Source organism: Panacibacter ginsenosidivorans, from assembly GCF_007971225.1.
In the GTDB taxonomy this organism is placed as follows: Bacteria; Bacteroidota; Bacteroidia; order Chitinophagales; family Chitinophagaceae; genus Panacibacter; species Panacibacter ginsenosidivorans.
This window is the reverse complement of sequence record NZ_CP042435.1, coordinates 1344603-1370805: the sequence shown is the minus strand read 5'-3', so window position 1 is coordinate 1370805 and position 26203 is coordinate 1344603. Positions and strand designations below refer to the sequence as shown.

General features: G+C 37.4%; 22 protein-coding genes and 1 tRNA gene. 12 read left to right on the top strand and 11 right to left on the bottom strand.

Annotated features, from left to right (window positions below; genetic code table 11):
* Nucleotides 1-91: 91 nt before the first annotated feature.
* Nucleotides 92-223, bottom strand: coding sequence for a hypothetical protein (locus tag FRZ67_RS23745; RefSeq protein ID WP_262713660.1), 132 nt, complete (start codon nucleotides 221-223; stop codon nucleotides 92-94).
* On the opposite strand from FRZ67_RS23745, the gene hemG reads away from it, so the two are divergent.
* Nucleotides 216-752 carry a menaquinone-dependent protoporphyrinogen IX dehydrogenase gene (hemG, locus tag FRZ67_RS05670; RefSeq protein WP_147188615.1) on the top strand — a complete coding sequence of 179 codons (537 nt, stop codon included), beginning with the start codon at nucleotides 216-218 and terminating at the stop codon, nucleotides 750-752. The genes FRZ67_RS23745 and hemG overlap by 8 nt on opposite strands.
* Nucleotides 753-1127: 375 nt before the next feature.
* The gene (locus tag FRZ67_RS05665) at nucleotides 1128-2774 is read left to right on the top strand and encodes a hypothetical protein (protein WP_147188614.1); all 1647 of its coding nucleotides are present in this window, start codon (nucleotides 1128-1130) and stop codon (nucleotides 2772-2774) included.
* Nucleotides 2775-2931: 157 nt separating this feature from the next.
* Here the strand turns inward: FRZ67_RS05665 and FRZ67_RS05660 are convergent, their stop codons facing one another.
* The 3 genes from FRZ67_RS05660 to FRZ67_RS05650 form a co-directional block, all read right to left on the bottom strand.
* Nucleotides 2932-4533, bottom strand: a complete 1602-nt coding sequence (locus FRZ67_RS05660) for a GMC family oxidoreductase (protein ID WP_147188613.1) — start codon at nucleotides 4531-4533, stop codon at nucleotides 2932-2934.
* 258 nt (nucleotides 4534-4791) lie between these two features.
* Complete coding sequence (locus FRZ67_RS05655; RefSeq protein WP_147188612.1) at nucleotides 4792-7182, bottom strand: ABC transporter permease; 2391 nt, start codon at nucleotides 7180-7182, stop codon at nucleotides 4792-4794.
* A 320-nt stretch (nucleotides 7183-7502) separates the two neighbouring features.
* A complete protein-coding gene (locus tag FRZ67_RS05650) occupies nucleotides 7503-9020 on the bottom strand; it encodes an alpha/beta hydrolase-fold protein (protein WP_147188611.1) in 1518 nt (505 codons plus the stop codon).
* A 261-nt stretch (nucleotides 9021-9281) separates the two neighbouring features.
* Between FRZ67_RS05650 and FRZ67_RS05645 the strand changes: the two genes are divergently transcribed.
* The gene (locus FRZ67_RS05645) at nucleotides 9282-12524 is read left to right on the top strand and encodes a S41 family peptidase (RefSeq protein ID WP_147188610.1); all 3243 of its coding nucleotides are present in this window, start codon (nucleotides 9282-9284) and stop codon (nucleotides 12522-12524) included.
* A gap of 297 nt (nucleotides 12525-12821) precedes the next feature.
* Nucleotides 12822-14129 carry a sulfatase-like hydrolase/transferase gene (locus FRZ67_RS05640; protein WP_147188609.1) on the top strand — a complete coding sequence of 436 codons (1308 nt, stop codon included), beginning with the start codon at nucleotides 12822-12824 and terminating at the stop codon, nucleotides 14127-14129.
* A 33-nt stretch (nucleotides 14130-14162) separates the two neighbouring features.
* Here the strand turns inward: FRZ67_RS05640 and FRZ67_RS05635 are convergent, their stop codons facing one another.
* Nucleotides 14163-14441 (bottom strand): hypothetical protein, encoded by a 279-nt coding sequence (locus FRZ67_RS05635; protein ID WP_147188608.1) that lies wholly within the window; start codon nucleotides 14439-14441, stop codon nucleotides 14163-14165.
* Nucleotides 14442-14734: 293 nt separating this feature from the next.
* Here FRZ67_RS05635 and FRZ67_RS05630 point away from each other — a divergent pair, with 293 nt between their 5' ends.
* Entirely contained in the window at nucleotides 14735-15013 is a 279-nt protein-coding gene (locus FRZ67_RS05630) for a hypothetical protein (protein ID WP_147188607.1), read from the top strand.
* Between the two features lie 292 nt (nucleotides 15014-15305).
* Here FRZ67_RS05630 and FRZ67_RS05625 read toward each other — a convergent pair whose 3' ends face one another.
* A complete protein-coding gene (locus tag FRZ67_RS05625; RefSeq protein ID WP_147188606.1) occupies nucleotides 15306-15803 on the bottom strand; it encodes a DUF4251 domain-containing protein in 498 nt (165 codons plus the stop codon).
* A 516-nt stretch (nucleotides 15804-16319) separates the two neighbouring features.
* Between FRZ67_RS05625 and FRZ67_RS05620 the strand changes: the two genes are divergently transcribed.
* Nucleotides 16320-17663 (top strand): oligosaccharide flippase family protein, encoded by a 1344-nt coding sequence (locus FRZ67_RS05620; protein WP_147188605.1) that lies wholly within the window; start codon nucleotides 16320-16322, stop codon nucleotides 17661-17663.
* Nucleotides 17664-17917: 254 nt separating this feature from the next.
* On the opposite strand, the gene FRZ67_RS05615 is transcribed toward FRZ67_RS05620, so the two are convergent.
* Nucleotides 17918-18211, bottom strand: coding sequence for a putative quinol monooxygenase (locus tag FRZ67_RS05615; protein WP_147188604.1), 294 nt, complete (start codon nucleotides 18209-18211; stop codon nucleotides 17918-17920).
* Nucleotides 18212-18572: 361 nt separating this feature from the next.
* Nucleotides 18573-18914 (bottom strand): hypothetical protein, encoded by a 342-nt coding sequence (locus FRZ67_RS05610; protein ID WP_147188603.1) that lies wholly within the window; start codon nucleotides 18912-18914, stop codon nucleotides 18573-18575.
* A gap of 355 nt (nucleotides 18915-19269) precedes the next feature.
* On the opposite strand from FRZ67_RS05610, the gene FRZ67_RS05605 reads away from it, so the two are divergent.
* The 4 genes from FRZ67_RS05605 to FRZ67_RS05590 all read left to right on the top strand — a co-directional run bounded on the left by FRZ67_RS05605 (nucleotide 19270) and on the right by FRZ67_RS05590 (nucleotide 21571).
* A complete protein-coding gene (locus FRZ67_RS05605; RefSeq protein ID WP_147188602.1) occupies nucleotides 19270-19650 on the top strand; it encodes an iron chaperone in 381 nt (126 codons plus the stop codon).
* Nucleotides 19651-19851: 201 nt separating this feature from the next.
* Complete coding sequence (locus FRZ67_RS05600) at nucleotides 19852-20277, top strand: SRPBCC family protein (protein ID WP_147188601.1); 426 nt, start codon at nucleotides 19852-19854, stop codon at nucleotides 20275-20277.
* Between the two features lie 364 nt (nucleotides 20278-20641).
* A complete protein-coding gene (locus FRZ67_RS23365) occupies nucleotides 20642-20782 on the top strand; it encodes a hypothetical protein (protein WP_158638313.1) in 141 nt (46 codons plus the stop codon).
* A gap of 327 nt (nucleotides 20783-21109) precedes the next feature.
* On the top strand, nucleotides 21110-21571 hold the full coding sequence (locus FRZ67_RS05590; protein ID WP_147188599.1) for a VOC family protein: 462 nt from the start codon (nucleotides 21110-21112) through the stop codon (nucleotides 21569-21571).
* Between the two features lie 97 nt (nucleotides 21572-21668).
* Here the strand turns inward: FRZ67_RS05590 and FRZ67_RS05585 are convergent, their stop codons facing one another.
* Nucleotides 21669-22103, bottom strand: a complete 435-nt coding sequence (locus FRZ67_RS05585; RefSeq protein ID WP_147188598.1) for a lipocalin-like domain-containing protein — start codon at nucleotides 22101-22103, stop codon at nucleotides 21669-21671.
* 76 nt (nucleotides 22104-22179) lie between these two features.
* Nucleotides 22180-22252: transfer RNA gene (locus tag FRZ67_RS05580), tRNA-Thr, on the bottom strand.
* 170 nt (nucleotides 22253-22422) lie between these two features.
* Between FRZ67_RS05580 and FRZ67_RS05575 the strand changes: the two genes are divergently transcribed.
* Nucleotides 22423-23022 (top strand): c-type cytochrome, encoded by a 600-nt coding sequence (locus tag FRZ67_RS05575; protein WP_147188597.1) that lies wholly within the window; start codon nucleotides 22423-22425, stop codon nucleotides 23020-23022.
* Between the two features lie 369 nt (nucleotides 23023-23391).
* Here the strand turns inward: FRZ67_RS05575 and FRZ67_RS05570 are convergent, their stop codons facing one another.
* Complete coding sequence (locus FRZ67_RS05570; protein ID WP_147188596.1) at nucleotides 23392-23850, bottom strand: hypothetical protein; 459 nt, start codon at nucleotides 23848-23850, stop codon at nucleotides 23392-23394.
* A gap of 318 nt (nucleotides 23851-24168) precedes the next feature.
* Here FRZ67_RS05570 and FRZ67_RS05565 point away from each other — a divergent pair, with 318 nt between their 5' ends.
* Complete coding sequence (locus FRZ67_RS05565) at nucleotides 24169-26034, top strand: M61 family metallopeptidase (protein WP_158638312.1); 1866 nt, start codon at nucleotides 24169-24171, stop codon at nucleotides 26032-26034.
* Nucleotides 26035-26203: the final 169 nt, after the last annotated feature.

The window sequence follows — 26203 nt, the reverse complement described above, 5'->3', positions numbered from 1 at the left end:
AAAATCCGGTAAGAAAAACTGGTGAGAGGAATTGCCGGCATAGCCCCTGTGTAAGGTAGCCTTTGTTTCTAACACGTGCCATTATGTTTTCTTACTCTTTGGGATCTGTCAAAGGCTGAAGCTTAGCAGGAAGCGTATTTTCGTTGTTCCGCCACGAATGATCTTTATCATCTTTTGTGATCATCATCGTATTTATCTTTAGACCAAAAGTAAACATGAACATACTGGTTGTTTATGGCACCACAGAGGGACAGACCCGCAAGATTGCCCGTTTTATGGAAGATGTTTTAACTAATGCAGGAAATAAAGTCACTATCGCTGATGCATCTGATGAACCACCTGCTCCAAAAGATTATAACGCGGTGTTAATTGGCGCTTCTATACACGCACATAATTATCAGACTTCTGTAAAACATTATATCAATCGCCATATTGCTGAGTTGAATAAAATGCCCGGCGCATTTTTTTCTGTATGCCTTGCAGTGGCATCTGACCTGCAGGAAGAACACAGAGAAGCACAGAAGATAACAAATGACTTTCTTGAACACACAGGGTGGAAGCCTTTATTGACCACTCAAATTGCAGGAGCGCTAAAATATACGCAGTACGATTTCTTTAAACGGTTAATTATGAAAATGATTTCGAAAAAAGAAGGCCGCACTACCGATACCTCACAGGATTATGAATATACAGATTGGGATGCCGTAAAAAAATTTGTAAATGAGTTTGCAGATAAAATTGCGGTAACATAACATATTCCATTAAACTTTTAAAGCCTCCTTGCACCGCTTTATCATGCAGCACTTAAGCATAAGGGCTCCAAACACAATGCAGAATAGATAACAGAACGTACAAGTGAGTGACACAACAGAAGACGAGCGATGCTGTTACTGCCTGTTCAATAATAATAAAATTTAACCTGGTACGAATGAGGGTGCCATCTTTTGTATTTCATGGCATCGCCTGTTGTGTCACTCACTTGTACGCTACCACTTTGACCGGCATAAACAAAACTTTGAAAGGCTGAGGAATAAAGCAGAAACTTTTGCCGGCTTATAAATAATAACTTACAATTCTATGTTCACGTTAATCTAATGCTTAGTTTTAATTGCCATATTGAATTGTATATGAAAAAATACCTCACTATTATTTGTTGCTGCCTGTTGCTTGCCTGCCAGAAAGGTATTCATTGGGATATTGCTTCTACAGGTAATTTATTAAAAGACGAAAGTGGCAATTGCCTTCCTGTTTCTGTTAGTGGTGTATATGTTGCAGACAGTGGGATCAATTCAAATAATTTTATTACAGTTGATGTAAATGTTACCGGCATTGGGACTTACAATATATATACTGACAGCATCGATGGTTTTGTATTTAAAGCATCAGGTGAGTTTAAGAATTCCGGAGTTAACCATGTAAAACTTGTATGCAATGGTAAACCGGTTGCTGCAGACACAAATTATTTTACCATACATTATGACACCAGCATTTGCGAAGCGGTCGTTATTGTTAAGACAAATACGGTACCTCCCGCAAAATTTTCTTTGCAGGGTGCCCCGGGAGAATGTTTGAATAACTCTGTTATAGGCACCTACACAAAGGGTGTGACTTTAGATTCAAATAATAAAATAAACATTAGTGTTGATGTTATTACTCAGGGCAGGTACACCGTTACAACGGATACTGTAAATGGTTATTCTTTTACTACTTCGGGAGTTTTTGAATCAAAAGGAATTCAAACTATAGCAATTTATCCAAAAGGCATTCCTCAAAAAGAAGGTATCGATGTTTTTAATGTAACATCAGATTCGGTCTCATGCAGTTTGCAGGTGAAAGTAAATAGTGACGATGCTCAATTTACCTTAGAGGGTTCTCCGGGAGAATGTATGAAAGACAGTTTAACGGGAACTTTTGTAAAAGGAATTGGCCTCGATACATTTAGCAAAGTGGAAATAAGTGTTGACGTAACCTTGCCCGGGAAATATGTTGTGAATACCGATGTCGTGAACGGATATTCATTTAAAGGTGGCGGCGTGTTTGCAACAACAGGTGTACAAACCATTAGCTTATATGCAGACGGAACTCCTGTAAATGCGGGCACAGATGTGTTTTCTGTAACTGCAGGCAATTCACTTTGTAGCTTTAGTGTAATAGTATTGCCCGGCGTTACATCTGTAACAGGTGATGATCTTTTTCCATTAACAGATAGCAGTTATTGGGTCTATGACGATCTTTTTAATAAGGGCAACTTGTTCAAAAGGTCTATCACCGGCGATTCTTCAACGAATGGAAAAGTGTATAAGATAATGCAGCAAACAGACAGCTACAATATCAGTGATCAATCTTTATTCAGAAGAGATGGAAATAATTATTTTGAATACGCAAAAGAAGATAAATACACTGGTTCTTTTCAATATGCCAAAAGCCTTTATACAGAACTGTTCTTTTTAAAACAAAATGTTGCGCAAAATGAATATTGGGAATCTCCCGAGTTTAAGGATGAAGCCACTTTTAACCAGGTAATCATTCTTAAATATGATTATAAATGCCTGAAGTCGAATGGTGTGGTAACTGTTAATGGCAAAGCATTTGCAAATGTATGGATCATTGAAATGCGTCCACAGATACGGACCTTAACCGATCCGTGGGGTGACACAAATGAGATATATACGTATTACTATGCAAAAGGCGTTGGATTAATTTATTATAAAGCCATAAGTAATTTTGGTTATAGAAAAGCCGAAATGCAAATAAGCAGTTGGCTGGTAAAATAAAAAACTGTTTTTTAAACCTTCGGACGCATCATCTAATAAAGGCACGTATGCTGCCTTATAAAATCATAGCCGCATATAGGACAGAACGTACAAGTGAGTGACACAACAACCGTTGCTATTTTTACTACAGCCGGTAACATAAAGCTTTACAGGTAGCTTAGTTGGTTTGTTTGATCATATCCGCACCTTTTTCTGCGATCATAATCGTTGGGGCATTTGTATTTCCTGAAATAATCGTTGGCATTACAGATGCATCGATTACTCTTAAATTTTTGATGCCATGCAACTGAAGCTTATTGTTTACAACGGCCATATCATCATTACCCATTTTACAGGTGCCTACAGGATGGTATAATGTTTCGAGGCTTTTATAAATATGGTTCATCAGCAGATCGTCAGAAGCATTTCGGTTGGGATGATGAAGGCCATCAGGAGCATAGGGTTTAAAAGCCGGAGCGTCTGCTACCTCCATAGCTTTCTTTAATCCTTTCAGCAAGTTATTTCTGTCATTTTCGCTTTGCAAAAAGTATGGTTGTATAAGTGGTGCATCAAAAGCATTTTTGCTTCTTATAGTTACATAACCCCTGCTTTCCGGATGCAGTAATATTGCCAATATGCCGAAGCCATTTATGTGAGGATAAGTTTTTAAATTATAGATATCGGTTTTGTAATCATTACCAATGTTAACAGGAGCAAAATGAAATTGGATATCGGGTTTGCGGGTGTTTATGCCTGTATTTATAAAAGCATTTGCTTCAATGGGAGAGTTGGTAAATGCACCTTTTTTAAACAGCAAATAACTGATCATTTCTTTCAACATATTTGCAGGCTTGATTACATTATTGGCTGTTGGAATATTGCATAAGTTAGTGGTGCCTGTCCAAACATGATCCTGCAGATTTTTTCCTACACCGGGCAAATACAACTTATGATCAATACCGGCATTTTTTAAAGTATCAGTATCGCCAATTCCTGAAAGCAGTAACAATTGAGGAGACTGTACAGCACCGGCAGAAAGGATCACTTCTTTCTTGCAATAAATTTTTTCAGTTGACGTGTCGCTTTTAAAAAATTCAACTCCTTTGGCGCTGTCATTTTCAATAATAATTTGTTTTACCACCGCATTTGTACGCACGGTTAAATTATTGCGTTTCATAGCAGGTTGCAGAAACGCAGTTGCAGTGCTGTGACGTTGATTATGCTTAATAGTAAATTGAAGCATGCCTGCACCTTGTTGTTGTGCACCGTTATAATCTTCATTATATGCAATGCCTGTTTGCCCGCAAGCTTCTAAAAAGATATTACTTAACAAGGAGGGATATTTTGCAAAGCTTACATACAGCGGTCCGTTTTTGGCATGATAAGGTTCACCAAACTTTTCATGACTTTCCGATCTTTTAAAATAAGGCAACACCTCATCGTAGCTCCATCCTTTATTTCCCCGCAATGCCCATTCATTATAGTCTGCAGCATTACCTCTTACGTAAGCCATTGCATTGGTGCTGCTGCATCCCCCTAACACTTTGCCCCGTGGGATGAACAAACGACGGTTCTGCACGAAGGATTGAGGCTCAGTCCAAAAAGCCCAATCCACAGAAGACCTGTGAAGAATGCCGTATGTTCCGGGAATTTTCAAATGCATTTTATTTTTGCCACCTGCTTCAAGCAATAATACTTTGCAGGAAGCATCTTCTGTTAAACGACTGGCAAGCACACAGCCTGCAGAGCCTGCGCCAATAATGATATAATCAAATAGCATATGAAGGTTTATATATGCTGAAGATAATGAAGTGTTTTGATGAAAGCAATTGTACTGAATATGATACAGGCTAAGCATGCATGCTGCAAAGCACAATACACAGCAGCATAATAGCTAAATCAAAGCATACGAATGAACGGGTCGTACATCCTTTCATTAGTGACTTTATGGTTGCGTAAAGAGCAGAATGTACAAGTGAGTGACACAACAGAAGGTGAACATTGTTATTGCTGCTGATTTAATAAAAGTATTTGCCGGCTATTCCGTCTTTAATGCTTTTACAGGATTGGCAAGCGCTGCACGCATAGTATGAAATGTTACAGTAAGCATTGTGATGAGCAATACCGTAGCTGCTGACAGCAGGAACGGCATTATACTTAAGCCTGTATTGTAAGGAAATATTTTGAGCCAGTTGTTCATAAAATACCATGCAACAGGAAATGCAATAAGGCACGACAAACCTACCAATGCAACAAAGTTTCTAGTAATGAGTGGGATGATCTGCGATATGTTTGCACCCATTACTTTTCTTATACTTATCTCTTTTTGTCTCTGCTGCGTTGTGAATGCGATAAGACCTAATAAGCCGAGACACGTAATAAGAATAGTGAGTATGGAGAATGCGGTAAATATCTTTCCACGTTTTTGATCTGCTGCATATTGAGAATTAAAATCCTGGTCTAAGAAGGTATATTCAAATGCGAGGTCGGGAAAATATTTGTTCCATGATTTTTCGATTGAGGCAATACCTGCATCAATATTCTTTGCATCAAGTTTTATTTGAATAACGTTATTGGTGGGTCTGTATAAAAACATCAATGGAGTAATAGGATTATATAAAGATTTTTGATTAAAGTCCTTTACTACGCCAATCACTTCAAGATAAAAGCCAGATGTATCGCCTGCAAATTTTATTTTTTTGCCGATAGCATTGTCGCCCCATCCATATTCCTTTGCCATGTTTTCATTTACAATAACACTGCGCAGTGTATCGGACAGTCCTGAGAAATTTCTTCCCTTTACTATTTTTATTCCAAGGGTTTTAAAGAAATCTTCATCTGCGCCAAAGTAAACATCAACACCCTTATCTACATAACCATTCTTTGTTTCAACAGAAAACAGGTTGAAAGGAATACCACTGCCTGGTACACCCTGTGCTGTGCTTACAGCAACTACATGCGGATTATTGCGTACTTCATCTTTGAAGGAACGGATATTACTGCTGAGGTCTTTATTGGAATTAGCTGCTACCGTAAGCACCTGGTCTTTGTTGAATCCAAGATCTTTATTGCGCAGGTAACTCATTTGCCCATACACTACCCATGTACAGATCAGCATGATCATGGAAATAGAGAATTGTACTACAACCAATGCACGTCTTAGCGCAACATTACTCGATCCTTTGGAAAGGCTACCCTTTAATACGTATACGGGATTGAACTTCGATAAATAAAATGCAGGGTAGCTTCCACCTGCAATGCCTACAAAAACAATTACGCCAAGTAAAATAAATTGCATATCAGGCTGAAACAACGTGGTAAATGAAATGAACTTACCAGCGATGGTATTGAACGTTGGCAAGAACAATGCAATGAATCCAATGCTCAGCAACAAAGCAAACAATGCAGTTAATATAGATTCAACAAGAAACTGCATAACCAGTTGTCGTTTGCTTGAACCTGTTACTTTTCTTATACCAATTTCTTTTGCTCTTCTTGCAGAACGAGCTGTAGTAAGGTTCATATAATTGATGCATGCTATCAGCAGCATAAAAAAGGCAACTGCAGAAAATATGTAGATGTAAGACATACTGCCAAGGTCTTCCGGCTCATTCACCATATCAGAATGCAGGTGAATAGATGTAATTGGCTGCGCACCAAAACGCATCTTTATATTGAATTGCGAAAAAATTGATGCAAGATATTTATCATACACAGGTGCCAGTTTCTTTTCAAATGCAGCAACATTTACATTTGGCTTCAGCAACACATATGTATAGAAACCAAAGCCACCCCAGTTGTTAGCAAAATTTGCAGGCAAAGAACTTCTTGAAATAAGTGCGTTAAAAATCAAATGCGAATTCTTTGGAACATCTTTTATAACAGCAGTTACTTTATATATGTCACCACTTGCGTTCTCTAATGTTTTACCAACATAACTTCCGCTGTTGCCGAAATATTTTATAGCTAATGATTGTGTAAGTACCAGCGAGTTTGGTGAAACCAATGCAGTTTGCGCATTACCTTCAATGAACTTGTGTGTAAATACCCTGAATATATTGCTGTCTGCATAATAAATTTTCTCATCATAAAAACGCTGGCTGCCATTCTTCAACATTGTTTTACCATTATTCCATAACCGCACAGCTTCTTCCACTTCAGGATAATCTTTGCTTAATGCCTGCGCCATAGGAAACGGCGTAATAGCCCATTTCATCGTATCTTTTTCCGGCTCCTTAACATAGGCATTGATGCGACAAATCCTGTCAGCCTTTTCATTGTATTTGTCATAGCTCAATTCATCTTTTATATAAAAGATCAGGAACAGGCTAAAGGTAATACCAATCGTTAATCCAAGAATATTCAACAGGCTATACCATTTGTCTTTCACAAAGTTGCGCAATGCAACACGAAGCAGGTTTTTAAACATATACTTGATTTCAGTACGTTCAAATTAACGAAATGCTTCGTATATAAAACATGTTTACAAATTTTTATGCCACATTTTTGTTAAGCGGTCTATCACCATGTTGAGAGGTTGTAGAAAATTTTTGAGCCAGACTGGAGTGCTACTATTAAGCTGCGCTTGCGTCGCACTCTTGTGCGTTCTGAATTTTATCAACAATGGAAGTTGACATAGAGTTTGTGAAAACGGAAAAATACTTTTAAGACCAGACTACAGCAACGTTATTCAGTCGTTGCGAACTTTGATGCTTCTGTTATAATGAAGTGGGATTTAAAGGAGAAAAATTAATCTTTTTTATAAGTAGCTGTATAAGTTCCATTTGGTTGATAAGAAGTAAATCCTTTTGGTTTATCGCCATCCATTTCAAAAATTACCTTATAACCTTCGAGACTCTTTAGCTTAAATGTATTAGGTGATGTGGGTACTAATTCAAAATCCCCTTCGCCTGGAACGGAAGCCCACAGCGCATTATTTTTTACAGAAAAAGTAGCCGTTGCGGTAATGCCCTCAAATGTATATACACCAACATATTTTTGTAATTCCTGTTCAGACAATTTAAAAACTTCCTTGCCCTGCATCTGGTTTAACTTTTGTCTGGTGTCATCCACTTCTTTTATTGCAAGTGCTTTCTGGTAATAAGAGATTGCGGTTGCTGTATCTTTCTTTGAAGCAAAAAAATCTCCGTAAGAATCATATACATTCGTGCTGTTTGGATAATTGGCAATATTCATTTCAAAAAAACCTGCGGCCTTTGAAAATTGTTTGCTGCCTAAAGCCTGGTAACCAAGACTGTTTATAGATAACTCAGGAGGCGAAACCTTGAAACCAAATTCTCTGGAAACAGTTTCATAATGTTTTTTATATTTTGCCACGATTGCAGCGGATGAATCTGTAAAATCCTTAATGGTCAGTTTCATGCGATAGTAGCTAAAAATAAATCTTAGCCCATCATATTCACTTATTAGTGGAACGGAGCCGTGATCATCGTCAGCATAATATTTACTGGAGAATTTTAAACCATTTTGCGCATTGGCTTTTATGAATCTGTCCAATGCAAAAATGGAACGGATATGTCTTGTATTTGAAGTTGTATCCTTAAGCATTTTTTCAACCGTCATGCCTTCAGGCATTGTATTGGCAATACCTAAATACAATTTTACACCATCATATTTTTTAGCAGTAAGTTTCTTTTCTGTTGCGGCAAGGAAACGTTCTTTATCATACCACATGCTTGGATCGATAGCAATGTAAGCATTGAACAATTTTGTATGGTTGGTTAAAATATTCATTGCTGTTAAGCCGCCAAACGAATGGCCAATAAGTGTTCGGTAAGGTTGCGTTGGATAAACAGAATCTATATGGGGCATCAATTCCTTTTCTATAAATGAAACAAAATTTTCTCCACCGCCTGTGCTTTTGGAGAAATTACTATCCATCATTGGTTGATCACTGCTTATATGCGTTGGCGTCAGATCTCTTGTTCTGTCTGTATTTGGAATGCCTACAACGATCATCTCAGGGCAAATAGTGTTTCCATTTATTTCGCTCAATTGTTGAATCATTCCTGCCACTGATTCAAAATGCCCATCGCCATCTAATAAATAAACAACAGGATAACGCTGCGTGGTATCACGATTGCCGCTAAGCATATCTGGGGTATAAATCCATACCTTTCTTTGCTCGCCCAAAATATTGGAATACACACTGTCAACTTTACCAATTATGATCTTATTGTCGGATTGCGCATTTGCACTAAAAAAAATAATAATAAGAAGAAGACAGAGTGTAATAAAGTGTTTCATGTATGCATTGATTTTAAACAGACTAAACAAATATAATTTTATTTGTTTTTACCACGATATTGTTTGCAGCTTATTCAATCAAAGGTGATATGAACTGATGGCAGGAAATTTTTGCTTCCACAAAGCACAGAACGTTCAAGTGAGTGACACAACAAAAGCCGCATAGCATTACAAAAGACCACTTAAAAAATAATTATTACTGTCAATTGCTATTCCTTTTTATTTGCTGTAGCTTAATGCCTTGAAATTAAAACAACCAATATGAGAAAATATGCTATCCTCTGCTGCATCTTCTTTTCTTTACATGCTATTAGCCAGGATACTGCTTCATGGCTACGTTATCCTGCAATTTCACCAGACGGGCAAACCATCTTATTTTGTTATAAAGGTGATATCTATAAAGTAAGTGCAGGTGGCGGGCAGGCAACACCCATGACCATTAGTGAAGCCTATGATTTTTCACCTGTATGGAGTCATGATGGTAAGTCGATCGCTTTTGCATCTGACCGTTATGGAAATTTTGATGTATTCATTATGCCTGCAAGTGGTGGGGAAGCAAAACGATTAACATACTATTCAATCAATGATATACCCAGCAGTTTTTCTGCAGATGATAAACAGGTTATCTTTTCTTCATTAAGACAAAAGATGGTAACTGATGTGCAGTTTCCTGACGCTGGTTTTGGTGAATTGTATAGTGTCTCAGTAAATGGAGGCAATGCATCTCAATTGTTGCCCATACCGGCAATTGATGCTACGGTAAATGCCAAAGGTGATAAAATTATTTATCATGATCTTAAAGGTTATGAAAGCGACTGGCGCAAACATCATACTTCTGCAGTGACAAGGGATATATGGTTATATGATGTTGCAGCAAAAAAATATACGATGCTTACCACCAATCCGGGTGAAGACAGAAATCCTGTGTTTGACAGTGATAATACTGATTATTATTACTTGAGTGAGCAAAATGGTGGTTCATTCAACGTGTACAAAAGTTCGATAAATAATCCTTCACAATCCGTTGCCGTAACAAATTTTACAAAGAACCCTGTTCGCTTTCTTACTGCATCAAAAGACAATACACTTTGTTTTGGTTATAACGGCGACATATTTACAAAAACACAAAATGGCGAACCTCAGAAACTAAGCATTACTGTTGCACAGGATGGAAGGAGTACACTGGAAAAGGTTGTTCCTGTAATGGGTAATGTTACGGAAATGAAAGTTTCACCAAACAACAAAGAGATCGCATTTGTATTTCGCGGGGAAATATTTGTAACAAGTGTTGAAGGTGGTGTTACAAAACGTATTACCAATACACCGTGGCAGGAAAGAAGTATCAACTTTAGTTCTGATGGAAAGTCGATCGTATATGCGGGAGAGAAAGATAATAACTGGAACATATACAAGATAAGTATTGTGAGAAAAGAGGAGCCTTATTTTTATGCATCCACACTATTGAAACAGGATACTGTAGTAGCGACTGCGGCCGAAGAATTTCAGCCCGCATTTTCTCCCGATGGAAAAGAAGTTGCTTACCTGGAAAATCGTGTTACACTAAAAGTGGTAAACCTTGCAAGCAAACAATCAAGAACAATTTTAACTGCTGATAAAAATTATTCTTATGCAGATGGTGATCAGTATTATCAATGGAGCCCCGATGGTAAATGGTTTATTGTACAGTTTGGCGTGGTTAGATTGTTTACACCACAGCTTGGTCTTGTATCAAGCGACGGAAAAGGGCAGGTAAATAATATCAGTAAAAGTGGTTATGATTGTTTTAATCCAAAATGGGTGATGGATGGTAAGATGCTCATTTACGGATATGATCGGGATGGAACAAGAGCGCAGGCAGGTTTCCCCGCTACTTATGACGTGTACGCATTGTTCCTTACCAAAGATGCATTTGACCGTTATAATTTGTCAAAAGAAGATTATGCATTGTTGAAGGATATGGAAGACAAGCAAAAAGATTCTACGGAAGAAACGGCTGCGGATGCAAAAAAAGGGAAAGCAACTACAGAGAAAAAAGATACCACTAAAAATAAGAATATAAAGATAGACTGGGATAATATAAGCGACCGTAAGGCAAGGCTTACTATCAGTTCCGCAGACATTGCAGATATGGTCTTATCAAAAAATGGAGAAAAATTATTTTACCTCGCAAAATTTGAAAAGGGTTATGACTTGTGGGTTACTGAACTGCGCACCAAAGACACAAAACTTTTTGTAAAGCTTGGTGCAAGAAATGCAAGTATGGAATTATCTGCTGACGGTAAATCACTTTTTGTGCTGAACAATGGCAACATTGTAAAGATCGATCCAGAGAGCGGCAAGATGGATGGCGTTAGTATGAACGGAGAAATGAACCTGAACCAGTATGATGAAAAAGCATACATGTTTGATCACATGTGGAGACAGATGAAAGAGAAATTTTTGTTTGAAGATCTTAACCATGTTGACTGGGATTATTACTACAACAATTACAAAAAGTTCTTACCATACATCAACAACAATTATGATTTTGCAGAAATGGTAAGTGAAATGCTTGGCGAGATGAATGCATCTCATACCGGTTGTTACTATCGTGGAAACAGGGGGCCTGGATTAGACCAAACAGCGGCGCTTGGAATATTTTACGATTATACTTACAAGGGCAACGGATTAAAGATCCAGGAAATAATTGAAGATGGTCCGCTTGACAAAGCAACATCTAAAATAAAGGCGGGAGATATTATAGAAAAGATAGATGGCGATGCAATAACAGATACAGTTGATCATTACAAATATTTAAATAGGAAAGCAAACAAGTTCACATTGCTTTCTGTTTACGATCCTGTAGCAAACAAGCGCTGGGATGAAACAGTGAAACCAATTTCACTTGGTGAAGAATTTGAATTGCTTTACAAACGTTGGGTAAACAAGAGGAGAAAACAAGTTGATTCATTAAGTGGTGGTAAAGTTGGTTACGTTCATGTAAGAGCGATGGATGATGATAGCTACCGCACAGTTATAGAAGATGTGCTTGGAAAGAATATCGAAAAACAATCCATCATTGTTGACACACGTTTTAATGGTGGTGGTAATATTCATGAGCAACTCTCAGATTTTCTTGATGGTAAAAAATATTTCGATGTAATTCCGCATGGGCAAACAGTTGGCTACGAGCCTTATGATAAATGGATCAAACCATCTATCGTTCTAATGGGCGAATGCAATTATTCTGATGCGCATTTATTTCCTGTTGCATATAAACTTAAAAATGTTGGAAAGACAGTGGGCATGCCCGTTCCCGGTACCGGTACTTTTGTGTGGTGGGAAGGACAAATAGATAACTCATTGGTGTTTGGCATTCCGCAAGGCGGCTGGAGAATGCCCGACGGAAAATTCTGCGAGAACACACAGTTGGAACCAGATATCAAAGTGCGTAACACTCCTGCATTATCAACTACAGGTCGTGATGAACAAATTGAAGCAGCAGTAAAAGAATTGCTGAAATAATTAAGAAAGAAAATAATTATGCCACCAGCTATAGTGCTGGTGGCATCTTCGTTGCGTCGCACTCTTATGCGGTTTAATATTCTGTGGAACTTTATCAACCTCTTCCGATATATCGGGAGTTAAAAGAGCATAAAACAAAAGTTGCCTAAAGAACAGAAAGTACAAGTGTGCGACGCAAGGAACGATAATAGTAATTATACAGCCAGGTATAAAAACTAAAAATGATTTATGAACAACGTGATGAATAAAATGAAGCCCATCAAATAAAGAGTGTACCTTACTCAATAAAGAAAAGCTATGTTTCGCCGGTTTTTTTTGTTTTTACTTTTTTTAAGTGGTTTGCTGGCACCTGTTCTGTCTCAAACAACAAGGCCCAATATTATTTACATAATGGCAGATGACCTGGGTTATGCCGATCTAAGTTGCTATGGCCGTAAAGATTATAAAACGCCGAACCTTGATAAACTTGCAGGACAGGGCGTAAAATTTATGAATGCTTATGCAGCTTCCTCGCTTTGTACGCCAACCCGTACTGCGTTTATGACCGGTCGCTATCCGGCACGTACACCGGTGGGTTTGATGGAGCCGCTCCGTGGAAGACATAAAGATAGTATTGTTGGCCTTACACCTGATTATACTTCTGTTGCCACACTGCTGAAAAAAAGTGGTTATGAAACTTATCTTATTGGTAAATGGCATTTGGGTTTTGGCCCTCAGTATAGTCCCAATAAAAACGGCTATGATTATTTTTTTGGGTTTCATTCAGGTGGCAATGATTATATCTCACATAGCAATCGAAAAGGCCAGGGTGATTTGTATGAAAATGAAACACCCGTAAAAAAAGAAGGTTATCTCACAGATATATGGCGGGAAAAGGCGGTGGAAATAATTAAGGAAAAACATGGGAAGCCTTTTTTCCTGAGTATCATGTTTAATGCGCCACACTGGCCATGGCAGGCGCCGGGCGATAATCGGTATCCCGATAGTTGGGATTGGGATAGCGGTGGAACAAAAGAAAAATTCGCTGCGATGATGAAAAGCATGGATGATGCGGTTGGAAAAATTATGCAGGCGATAGATGATGAAAACATTGCCGGCAATACATTGGTTATTTTTACCAGTGATAATGGCGGAGAAGAATTTTCTGATATGGGAGTCTATTCCGGTGGGAAAGATCAATTATGGGAAGGAGGAATAAGAGAACCTGCATTTGCGAGATGGCCGGGTGTCATCCCTGCCAACAGTATAACACAACAGGAAACCATTACCATGGATTGGACAGCTACCATTCTTGCTGTTGCCGGTGCAAAACCTGATCCTTCTTTTCCACCGGATGGCATTAACCTTTTGCCAATTTGTACAGGAAAGGAAAAAGCGATAGAAAGAACATTTTACTGGAGGCTTTTTCAATCAACAAAGCAAAAAGCCATCCGACAAGGCAATTGGAAATATCTTCAAACAGAGGATGGAGAATTTCTTTTTAACCTTGTTGATGATCCGGGAGAGAAGAAGGATATGAAAGAAAAATTTCCGGATCTTTTTGAGCAATTAAAAAAGAAGTACGGTGAGTGGGAGATGGGTGTGTTGAAGCCGGTGGAATTGTGAGAGTGGAATTGATGTAAAACTTCAGCCTGCCTATTATGGCTTAACTATTCTATCAGGATTTGTAAGGAATACAAGTGTATCACTAAACGGTTGTTTAGATGAATCTACGATACCTTTTACATAAACATACACGCCTTTGGTTGTATCTCTTTCTTTCCTTTTGTATCCACTAAAGTCCATAGCAGTTATTTTCCTGCCTTTACTTTCTTCATATCTTGTAACCTGCCCGGTTACTTCGGGCTTATAATGCTCTTTTTTATTATGGCAGGAAAAAAGAATGGCCAGGAAAATGATAAGTACAATCTTTTTCATTGCTCTAATGTAGATTTTTTCAGTATAAGACAGTTGTAATACGCCCCGGTCTTTACTCCGATATATAAGCCCATACATTCCTCTGTCAACAAAGAAAATCACCCTGGCTAAGTATACCTGAACGAGCAGTTTATTCCCTTCAAATTACTGAAACTGTAAACAACCGAAAAATAAAATGCACCAAATGGTTACAATGTAATTATTGCCCGCTACTAATAGTTTACCGGTGGTTATAGTACGAAAGTTTAATGCAATAAACCCGTATGAAAATTTTAATCTTAAAAATCACAAACATGAAAAAAATTATTCTGGCAGCAGTAGTACTCGTTTCGATCAGTAGTGTACAGGCAAGTGCTTCGAACCATTTGTCCACAATTTCTTATAGCCATGCTTTAAGAAATAATTCTCCGATTCCCCCGGCTTGTGTTGATGCATACAATGCGATGTATCCCGGCGCAACTACATTAAAATGGGCAAGAAAAGGAGAAGGTGTTTACCAGGTTACTTTTATTTTTAATGGTCAGAAACTGACAGCACGTTATAGTTATACTGGTGTTTATCTTGGTAAATAAAAGCTCTATAAGCAGTTTAAACTGCAGCTATAAGTTTTATCCCGGCATATATTTCGTGGTGCTTCCACCAAGAAAATTGCGCGGGGATATTTGCTTTATAAGGAGGATGTTCAAGTTATTTAAATAAGTAATGCCGCTTTCATGATATAAACTCAACAAGACTGCCTCCCGCTGCGTGAAGACCAAAACGCAAGAATATCCTTTCATTCTATGTAACTAATTACTTAGAAAGAGACGTGCATTTTTTATAGCATGCTTATTCCATAACTGGCAAAAAGATATATAAGCATTTTTATTTAACCGGTTTGAGTGCAGTAATGTTTCCCTGGTACGAAATGGTTTGCCTGCTATTTGAAGTGATGCGCAGATCTGCAGTGCCACCGGGATATACAATAAGATAAATTTCCTGTATATCACTTACGTCTTTTGGTTTTATGATGATCTGCTCACGGGATTTGGTAAGTGTTTGGGAATTGTAAGCAAAATCTTTGGAGGTGAATTTCATGCCAACATCTGTTGTTCCAATAGGGGCGCTTGTTGACTTGCCAAAATAGGGCAGGTCTGCTTCCACTAAATCTTTATCTACTTTGAATGTATAGTTATCGCCAGTTACATTTTTCTGCCGTCCACTCATAGGTTGTACATACGTTGCAGTAAACTGGTAAGTATGATTCAACAGCATTTTTGCCAACGGCGTAAGGTTGGTTGTGTCAACAGCATTGTCTTGCGCATAATTGCTGAATGGCAAGCACACTAATAAAATTATTGCGAAAGATAAATTCGTTTTCATAATTCACTTTTTATCTGTGGCTGTCGGGTCTAAAAAATGCATTTTATAAAGAAAAAATACAAAGTGAAGCATATCTTTTGAATAAACTGTAACATCAACAGATAAAAAAAATATAAACCTTTATAACTGTAGTTTTATGCAACAGGCGTATAAACGGGGCAAGCATTTTTAACCGTGAAACTATGATAGCTTTTGTTGCATAACTCTTCTAAAATTTGATTTACAGCCACTATGTTTAACCAAAGTGAGACAGATAACTATGAATGTAATAAAAAGGAATATTACTTTGAATAACTTTTGGTTTATTTGCATCCTTTTTGGATGTATCGGAGAGTCAAAGGGTAATAAAGAAAGCCGCACATAGTGAGCATGTACAAGTGTGCGACGCAACGAAGATGATAGCAGCAGTGCAGATGACTAACAAAAGAAATACTTGCCATATTTAAAGTTCAGTTTACATTAAGTGTTTTATTTTATACAATAGACCTATTATAAATATCCTGGAGAATTAAAGAAATGCAACAACTTGTAAAATTGAAAAACAGGTTTATTAAAGACCGGCACATGAATGAACTAGCCACACACTCTGCATTTTCTTTTATTATGCGTGTGGTTGGGCTAATGGTAAATTACCTGTTCCTTTTTTTTGTAACACGCTTTTACGGTGCAGATGGCTGGGGAATATTTGCCTTATGTTTTTCCATTATACAGATCACTTCAATGCTGGGCATACTGGGTATAAATGTTGCCCTCGTTAAGATCGTATCAATGGGTTATGGCAATGTAAAAGAGTTGTACTATCAAACGCTGAAATTTGCTATACCTGTAAATCTCCTGCTTACTGCTCTGGTGTTTATTTTTTCTGAGCAGTTAAGTAAATATTTCGGGGTTGCTGATGGTATATCTATCACCACACATATACGTATAGCATCATTGGGTATTTTACCATTTTCTATTTCTATGATCAACAGCGGTATATTCCGTGGTAATAAAGAAATTATTCTTTTTAGTTTTTTTGACAGCCTTGGAAGATTTTTGTTTGGATTCGCTATGGTATTTATACTGCATTTTTTTTCTTCAGATACGCTTACAACTATCACAGGTTTTGTTGCAGGACTTTATATACTGGGTATTTTTTCTTTTCGTGGAGTAAACAGGATATTGAATAAGAAATATGAGCATACGCATGGAGATAAACGAGATCATTTTCCGTTTAAAGAATTGCTTAAATTAAGTGTTCCTTTGTTTTGGGGTGCATTGATGCTTCAGGGAACGCTGTGGGCACCTACCATTATACTTGGTTTGTACGTTTCAAAAGAAGAAGTGGGCATCTTTGATTCTACCAACAGGCTTGCCGGTTTGCTGACCATTATTCTTTTTGCTATTAATAGTATATCAGGACCTAAGTTTGCTGAATCACTTGCTGATAAAAACCTGCTCAGAAAAAATATCAATGCAAGTTCGAAACTTATTTTCTGGGCATCTGTTCCCCTGTTCCTTTTCTTACTGGCAGGCGGACCTTTTATAATTAAATTGCTCGAGCACAGACCGGGGTTTAATGAGTATTTCATCTTTGTAATTATTCTCATTGGTCAGCTTATAAATTCATTAACAGGTTTAACCGGTACCATTATGCAAATGACGGGGCATCATGTTATGAACCAGAATATTTCAATGGGGTCTTTTATATTAACGACTATCCTTCTTTTTATAATAACACCAGTGTATGGATTGGTAGGTGCAGCAATCATTACCGGACTAAACATAGCCCTGAAAAATATTGTAAGCGTTATATTTATTTATCTTAAGCTTGATGTGTTAACAATATACCTGCCTTTCAAAAGAAAAGCCGCAGCATAGTATATAAGAGTATATATTGTGTACCCGGCAGCAGAATATTTATTTAGCTTTTCGTGCGTCGCACCCCTGAACGTTTATTTTTTTATTCATCATGTAATCACAAAGATTTCTTTTTTCTGTCTTTTTAAATTGGGCTCAATACTTGGATTGCCGCATAAATTTAGGCGTCATTAAATCGTGACTTCTAAAATAGATAATGCAAAAAGTATTACTGTTTACCGAAGTCTATAAATGCAATTATAAGGGTATAAAAATTATTTGATCGCTAATAACTCCACCTGCTCAATCACCGGATCTTTTGCCAGCAGTGCAGATGCATTTGCCATAAGGGCTTTTGCAATTTCTCCCGAAAGATGTGCCTGGCGACCAGCTTCTGTTTCGAATGTATCAAATATGCCAAATGTTGATGGCCCGATTTGTAACGCGTACCATTTTACAGTACCAGACTCAGCCTGCGCAAGGGGCAGTGCAGATTTTAGAAATTCAAGAACTTCGTTTTCTTTTCCCGGCCTGGCTTCTACTCTTGCCAATAATGCAAATTTTTCCATAGTTAAAGTTTTATGAAATGAAAATTATAAAGCAAATGTTATGGATAAATAAAACATTCAAAATGGAAATAAATTCAGGAATGACAAATAGTTTACATTTTAACAGATTTAGTTGTAAATAGTACAGGTAGTTGCTGAAGTTTTAGAAACAACTAAAATCACTTTATAGTGGCAACTGGTTTAATCAAAATAGCTTTAGCGGTGTATTAATATTTTTCAATGCCTGTGCATTACAAAGTTTTTTTTATTTTATTAGATAAGCAAATATCTCTGAGGCATCTTCGTTGTGTCACTCACTTGTACTGTAGTTTTTTATGTCAGCAGGTAACACTTATATTAAAAGTGTGGTGCAACAGCAATATCATTTTGTAGCTTTTGAATCGCTCATGGTTACCAGATATTTTAGAATTGCCTGCTCACCATTTGTATCTAAGACATTGCCTTCTTTCTTGTTTACATTCCTGACCATTTTAGGCACAACTGTTTCCCATTGTTCTTCTGATCTTTTCGTTGGATCTTTAAGGCGATGGCAGTCTGCGCAATGTTGCTCGAACAGCATTTTTCCGTGGTTCAGGTCTGTTAATGAATAGCCGGGATATTTTGATGAAACCCTGTCAACATCTGTTTGTGATGGCGTGGCTAATTTAACAGTGGCACAGCCCGTGAATAGTGCTATAATTGTTATAAGTATTATCTTTTTCATTTGATTTGTTTTATAGTTATTTTATTTCTAGTTGTGCGTAGTGTGAAGTGTTGAAGTTGCATAAATAGAAGCTATCATCAATAAAGATTAGTACTAATTAAACCGAACCGGCAGATAAACTTTTTGCCTCAATAAATTTTTTTTAAAAATGCTTTAATTGCAGCGGGTTGTCAGAGTCTGTAAGGCATGCAGCACATCTAATTTACTGTAAAAAATGACACTAACAATAATTTTTGCAAAAAGATTAGTATGGTTTAGTCAATGAAATTTTGTAAGTATAAAATAGTTCGGTGGCAAATGTGACATGATTAATTAATTTTGGTAACCTGCTTTTTACATATGCAAATAGAAATGTATGTTCTCAAAAAAATCAAAGCCGGCAACTATAGAAGCATATATTGATGGAACTCCGGAAGATGTACAGGATAAGTTACATGAATTACATAAATGTATCCGCAAAGCTGCGCCTGGCGCTAGTGAAGGTTTAAAATGGGGCATGCCTGCTTATTCTTACAAAAGAATATTGGTAACGTTCGCTGTTTTCAAAAAGCATATTGGATTTTATCCTACGCCTTCAGCAGTAAAAGCATTTGCTAAAGAACTTGAGCATTATAAGACTGCAGAAGGGTCTGTTCAGTTTCCTTTAGATAAAAAATTGCCGCTTTCATTAATAACAAAAATGGTGAAGTTTCGTGTGCAGGAAAGTTTGACTGGTGATGCTAAATGGAAAGTATAATTAAAGCAGCATACAGAGCAGAACGTACAAGAGTGCGACGCAACAATGCTAAATAGTAATTGTGAAAATGGGCAAATAAAAATCTTTCAGCTCTGTCGTAAATAACCCGTTAATTGTCGTTTTTGCACAGTAATTATTTTAAATAATTGACGGATGTTTGTAGGGTAAACAAAAGTCACCACAATAAAAAGTATCTGTAAAATGGAAACAAAGGAAAAAATTGTAATTACAGTAGAAAGCACTGTTAATGCGCCGGTAGAAAAAGTTTGGAAATATTGGACAAAGCCTGAGCACATTACACAATGGAACAATGCATCAGACGACTGGCACACGCCAAGAGCAGAAAATGATCTTCGTGCAGGTGGCAGCTTTTCCGCCAGGATGGAAGCAAAGGATGGCAGCTTCGGTTTTGATTTTGGCGGTGTGTATGATACAGTAACAATAAACAAGTACATAGCTTATACACTTGGTGATGGCAGAAAAGTAAACATAACTTTTACTACAAATGGCAACACAACTAAAGTGAGCGAAAGTTTTGAAGCAGAAGACATGAATTCGGTAGAATTACAAAAAGGAGGATGGCAGGCAATACTTGATAACTTTAAAAAATACACAGAAGCTCATTAATACTTTTGAGTAAACAATTACTTGTATACAAGCTACGCGGCAAGCGCTTTATCTTTCCTGCAAATAGCATCTCTTTAAAAGCAATTCAATTCAAATTATACACTCTTTAATAGAAATTAGCTGCTATCGGGATAATAACAACCCGGTACATTAAACCGCAATTTTACTTGGGCAATCGTTGCAGGATTTCTGTTGGTAGTTGTTTTATCTGTTACAACAGATACGCGGCTTGAAAAAAAGGTATAATGAAAACACCTTTTGACGACAATGCATCATGGTTTATTGTATTAGTGATTGTTTACCGCAATGTTTATGGAACAGCGGGCCCATATATATCACAGCTGTTTTAGCACCAGCCAAACCTATGCGTCATGCAATGATTGGTGGGTTTATAGGATTTGTTTTAAGTATTGTTGGTGCAATTGTAATTTTGGACAAAGCTCCTCACTGGTATGCCATTTCACTGATTATACTTGCGTTGCCTTCTGCATGGTTAGGGGGGTAAGCTGAGAACTAAATGATCCGCTTTATGTAGCTATTATATGCTCTTGATTTAATTAAACTTTGTCGTAAAGGGTACCTTCTATTGTCGCATTCGCACCTTATAACAATAAATTTAAAAAGGTAGGTTTGTTCATTAAATTTTAACGCTGTTTGAATTGAGTGATGTTGGTTGAAAATGAAACTGCAGATGACATGTGATATAAAGATAAAGTTATTGCGACGCAAGGGACGATGCTATAAAATACTACAGTTGGCATAAAAAATTAAATTGAATTTTTATGATGGGCGTAAAGAATAAAAATCATTATAGAAAATAAAACAAAACGATATGCAAAAGATAACACCATTCTTATGGTTTGATGGAAGAGCAGAAGAAGCTGTAAATTTCTATGCTTCTGTGTTTAAGAACTCCAAGGTTACCAGCATTAAACATTGGGGCGAAGGCAGCCCGTTTCCAAAAGACCAGGTAATGTCTGCCACTGTTGAACTGGAAGGTTTAAAATTCCATGCATTTGATGCGGGGCCTCAATTTAAATTTACGGAGGCAATTTCTTTTTTCGTTGATTGCGAGAACCAGGCAGAAGTAGATTATTTCTGGGGCAAACTTTCTGAAGGCGGAGAAAAAAGCAGGTGCGGATGGCTTAAAGATAAGTTTGGTGTATCGTGGCAGATCGTTCCAAAAACATTAGGCGAACTGCTGGGTAATAGGGACACTGCAAAAGCAAAAAGAGCAATGGCTGCTCTTATGCAAATGGATAAAATAATTATTGCAGATCTTGAGAATGCTTAAGTCGAAAAGGAATTTGTTATAAAGAGTACCTGTAAAATTAAAGGTCTCGTTATTAAGGCCTTTAATCTTCTGTAATTACATAGAGTTATAAATTTGATTATTGTTTTTCCAGTGTGGTAGTAGCTGTTGCTCCTGTCTCTCCATCAGCCACACCTGTGAGAATTAGTGTTTTGCCGTTAAAACTTTGTATTTTGGCATTTGAATAATTACTGCTAAATATTAAGCTGTCTCCCTGTAAATCCCAAGTGCCGTTATCATCCTCAGGCGGGGTACACACAGCACCCGCATCAATATAATCTACAGTTTTGTCTGTATTGAACTTTATAAGATTGTCTTTCTCACAGGCATCAAGCGAATCGTATACATTGAAATTAAAACCGCCAAAGGTCCAGGTCAATCCTTTTAATGCATAAGTGCCTGAAATATTCTCTATGGTTATTGCAGAACTGTCTGTGCTTACACTTTTCTTACAGGCAAGGAAGCCAATGCAAAATATCCATGCAACAACGGTATACAAAAGGGCTCTTTTCATAAAAACGATTTAAGTAAAAATAATGTTATTCGATCTTGTTAACATAAATGATTTCTTTCCATTTGTTGCACTTATGAGCCAACTATCGGAATCGAACCGACGACCCTTTCATTACGAATGAAATGCTCTGCCAGCTGAGCTAAGTTGGCTTAAGGTACTAAAGATATTATTTAACGAATAAATTGCCATGCTTTGCATTCATTTGCCACGTCAATTCATACAGCTTTGTAAACATCTCATACAACAGTTGCTGCTTTTCTTTAGCATTCCTTTGTTGATTTGTGTTATTAAAACAACCAAAAAAGAAAAATATTACTTTATGAAAAAGATCACCATTTTAGTTGCAGCACTTGTTGTAATAGCAGGAGCAGCGATTTTTGTTTCCTGCAGCAGCAATGCAGAGACAAAAACAGCTGTGGAGTTCAACACAAGCAATTTTACAGCAGAGCAAATTAATCATGGGAAATATCTTGTTACCATGATGGGCTGCGATGATTGTCATTCACCAAAAGTATTTGGCCCAAATGGTCCTGAAGTAGATCTTTCACGCCGTTTTTCAGGCCATCCGTCTGATGCAGTTTTGCCTGCAGCTGATACCAGTCAATTAAAATCATGGATGTTATTTGCACCGGACCTTACTGCATATGTAGGTCCATGGGGCACTTCTTTTTCAGCAAATCTTACCAGCGATTCAACAGGAATTGGCAACTGGAAATTTGATCAGTTTAAAAAGGCACTAAGAGAAGGAAAATACAAAGGTTTGGATGGTACCCGTCCACTGATGCCACCAATGCCCTGGCAGCAGTACAAAAATCTTTCCGACGAAGACCTTAGAGATATATTCGCTTTTCTTAAATCAACAACACCAGTTAAAAATTTAGTGCCTGCTTATATTCCTCCTGTTACCGCGATGAAGTAGGAATAAGATTTGAACAATAAAACTATCAGCGAAATTATTAAGAATTGATTTTTTGTGCAGGCTTTAATGTTATTATGGCATCGGCGGTTGTGTCACTCACTTCATCCTTCGAAACATTGAGCGGCATGCAGGAATAGCAGGTTTGGCAACAGAGTACAATATGCTGAAGGGGCATCTATATAAAAACAGTAAAGCTCCCCGTAAGGAGCTTTGCTGTTATATGTACATTTAGTCTATAAAACTATCAGTAATCTCTGGTATATAACTGCTGCCATTTTAACCAGCTGTACAAGAGTGCGACGCAAGTGCAGATGCTATGATATACTACTGCAGGGTATCAAAATAATTTTGCAAACTTTCAACCGTACATTATTTCATCTTTACCACGCTCGTTTTAGCAAAGTCTGTACTTTCTTTAGGCATAACTGTTTTCCTGGGAGTGAAGGTTCTTACTTCTTCCATTTTGAAAGTGTAGTTATTACCTTTTTTACTTACATAGATGACCCTGGTGAAATATTGTTTGTAAAATCCTTTAGTAAAGATATCTGCATAATATTTTCCTTCAGGAAGGTCAGTTATGATGATCTTGTTATCGTTTACCAGGAATTTCTGGCTTACATAGCCTGCGCCTGTGCGGTTGTATTTATCTAAGATAACATAAGCGGTTTCAATTGGTTTATTACCATTTATTGAATTATCCAGCGTAAAGATCACATAACCTTTATTCTTAACCGGCTGAACGCCTTTATTGAAGCGGCCCGGTGTGGCGAAGGTAATTGCTGGAATGAGAAATAAGAAAGTAATAATGCCGGTGTAAAGTTTCACCATAGAATAAGGGTTTATGTTGCAAAATGGTTTTTATTGATATTTCGATTTTATAGCTTCTGTATTGTTATTAAAAATGATACAAAAACTTATTGCCCATCATTTAACCAAACCCGGTGCCATTGTTATTATATATTGGTAATCAATTAAATAGTTTTCCAATTTTGTACTCACTTCCAAAATCGGGAAAACAACTTCTCTTCATGGGATATTTTACAGCTCTTAACTTTATTTCATGACAGACACATTTATCTTAATGAAGAGCGGTAAATGTTGAGTCACACTATTACTTTTCTTTGCAGTTTAACCAATAGCAGTAATATGAAAAAGCATATGCAATATAAGCCTTTTTTGTTGAGTTTAATCCTTGTGGGTCTCGTGTTTATTGTCGATGCACAAAACACCTACAAATACAGTGTGGACCTGACCAAAGTTGATAGTGACCAATTACATATAGAATTGATTTGCCCCACGGTATCACAAAAAGAAATTATTTTTTACTTACCTAAGATTGTTCCGGGTACTTATATGAACAGCAACTATGGTAAATATGTACATAACCTTAAGGCTTTTGATAAAAAGGGAAAGGAACTACCTGTTTCCGCAGCAGGTGACAACGGATGGGCCATAAAAAAAGCTAATAAGGTCTCCAGAATAACCTACAACGTTGAAGATACCTGGGATGCCAGTATTAATAATATGGTTTATCCCATGTGCGGCACCAGCTTTGAAGCAGGAAAGAATTTTGTCATAAACACACCGGGGCTTTTTGGTTATTTCGATGGTATGAAAAAGATGCCTTTCCAGCTTTCTTTTACCAAGCCTGCCGGCTTTTATGCAGCCACAGGTTTAAGACCTGTTTCTTCTACCCCGGTACTCGATCTCTTTCAGTGCGACAATGCTGACAATCTCTATGATTCCCCTATCATGTTTTGTTTACCAGATACCACTACTGTAAAAGTTGGTAATGCTGATGTTTTAGTGGCTGTTTACTCTCCACACAAACTCGCTACATCCCGATACCTGGCAGAACATCTTGAAAAATTACTTATGGCAGCCAGAGATTACCTTGGTGGTAAACTGCCGGTGGATAAATACGCCTTTATCTACTATTTCAATGGCGAACAAAAAAAGAACCCTATCGGAGGAGCCTGGGAGCATTCCTATTCTTCCTTTTATGCTTTAGACGAAGCCCCTGAAAAGGAAGCTATTGAGCATTGGGTAGACATTTCATCCCACGAATTTTTTCATATTGTAACACCACTTACCATAAGTTCCCGGGAAGTAAAGGAATTCAATTTTAATGAAACCATTTTAAGCAAACATCTGTGGCTTTACGAGGGTAGTACAGAATATTACGCTCATCATGTGCAGGAATATGAAGGGTTAAAAACTCCGGAACAATTTCTTAATACCTTATCTCAGAAAATTACTATTTCACGATCTTATTACAATGACTCACTTTCTTTTACCGAACTCAGTAAAGAAAGCGCAGGTAAATGGGCGCCTCAATATGGAAACGTTTACCAGAAAGGCGCACTTATTTCTGCCTGCCTCGATCTCTGCTTATTAAAACTTTCAAATGCTCAATATGGACTTAAAGACCTGAAGCACGATCTTGGTATCAATTACGGTAAGGATAAATTCTTTGAAGACGATACTTTGTTCAGTGTCATCGCTCAACTTACCTATCCGGAGCTTAAAGATTTCTTTACCACTTATGTTCAGGGTACAACGCCCATTCCTTATGAGCAATTCTTTGGTCTTGCAGGCGTAGATTTTATTCCTAAAGAGACTTATAAAGAATTTACTCTCGGAGGGTTTGCCGTTAAAGTAACAGAAAACGGCAATATTGCTATAGGTACAAAAAACCTGAACGACTTTGGGAAAAAGATGGGCTATAAAGATGGAGATGAAATTATAAGTATCAACGATTCACCTATAACTGCCGGCAATTTTGAGGAAAAGCTCGATCAGTTATATGCAAACTTGAAAGAAGGTGATGCAATACACATAAAAATAAAACGCAGGAATGCTACAGGCCAGATAGAGATGGTTGATCTCTCCGCCCCCGCCACTAAAATTGACAAACAGCGACTAAATATATTAAGGTTAAACAACAATCCTACCGCAGAGCAGTTAAAGATCCGCAATGCATGGTTAAATATTTGCGACGGCCGCAGGTAAATTTCCTGCTGCCATCATAAAAAAGTTGAATAAGCGCAGCAAAAGTTTATTCAACTTTTTTGTTTTATGCTATGGTTGTTTTTTTATGTACCCAACTTAGTTTTTCATGGCATCACCTGTTGCGTCGCACACTTGTACTATTGAACATATTTCAACATATACAAAATAA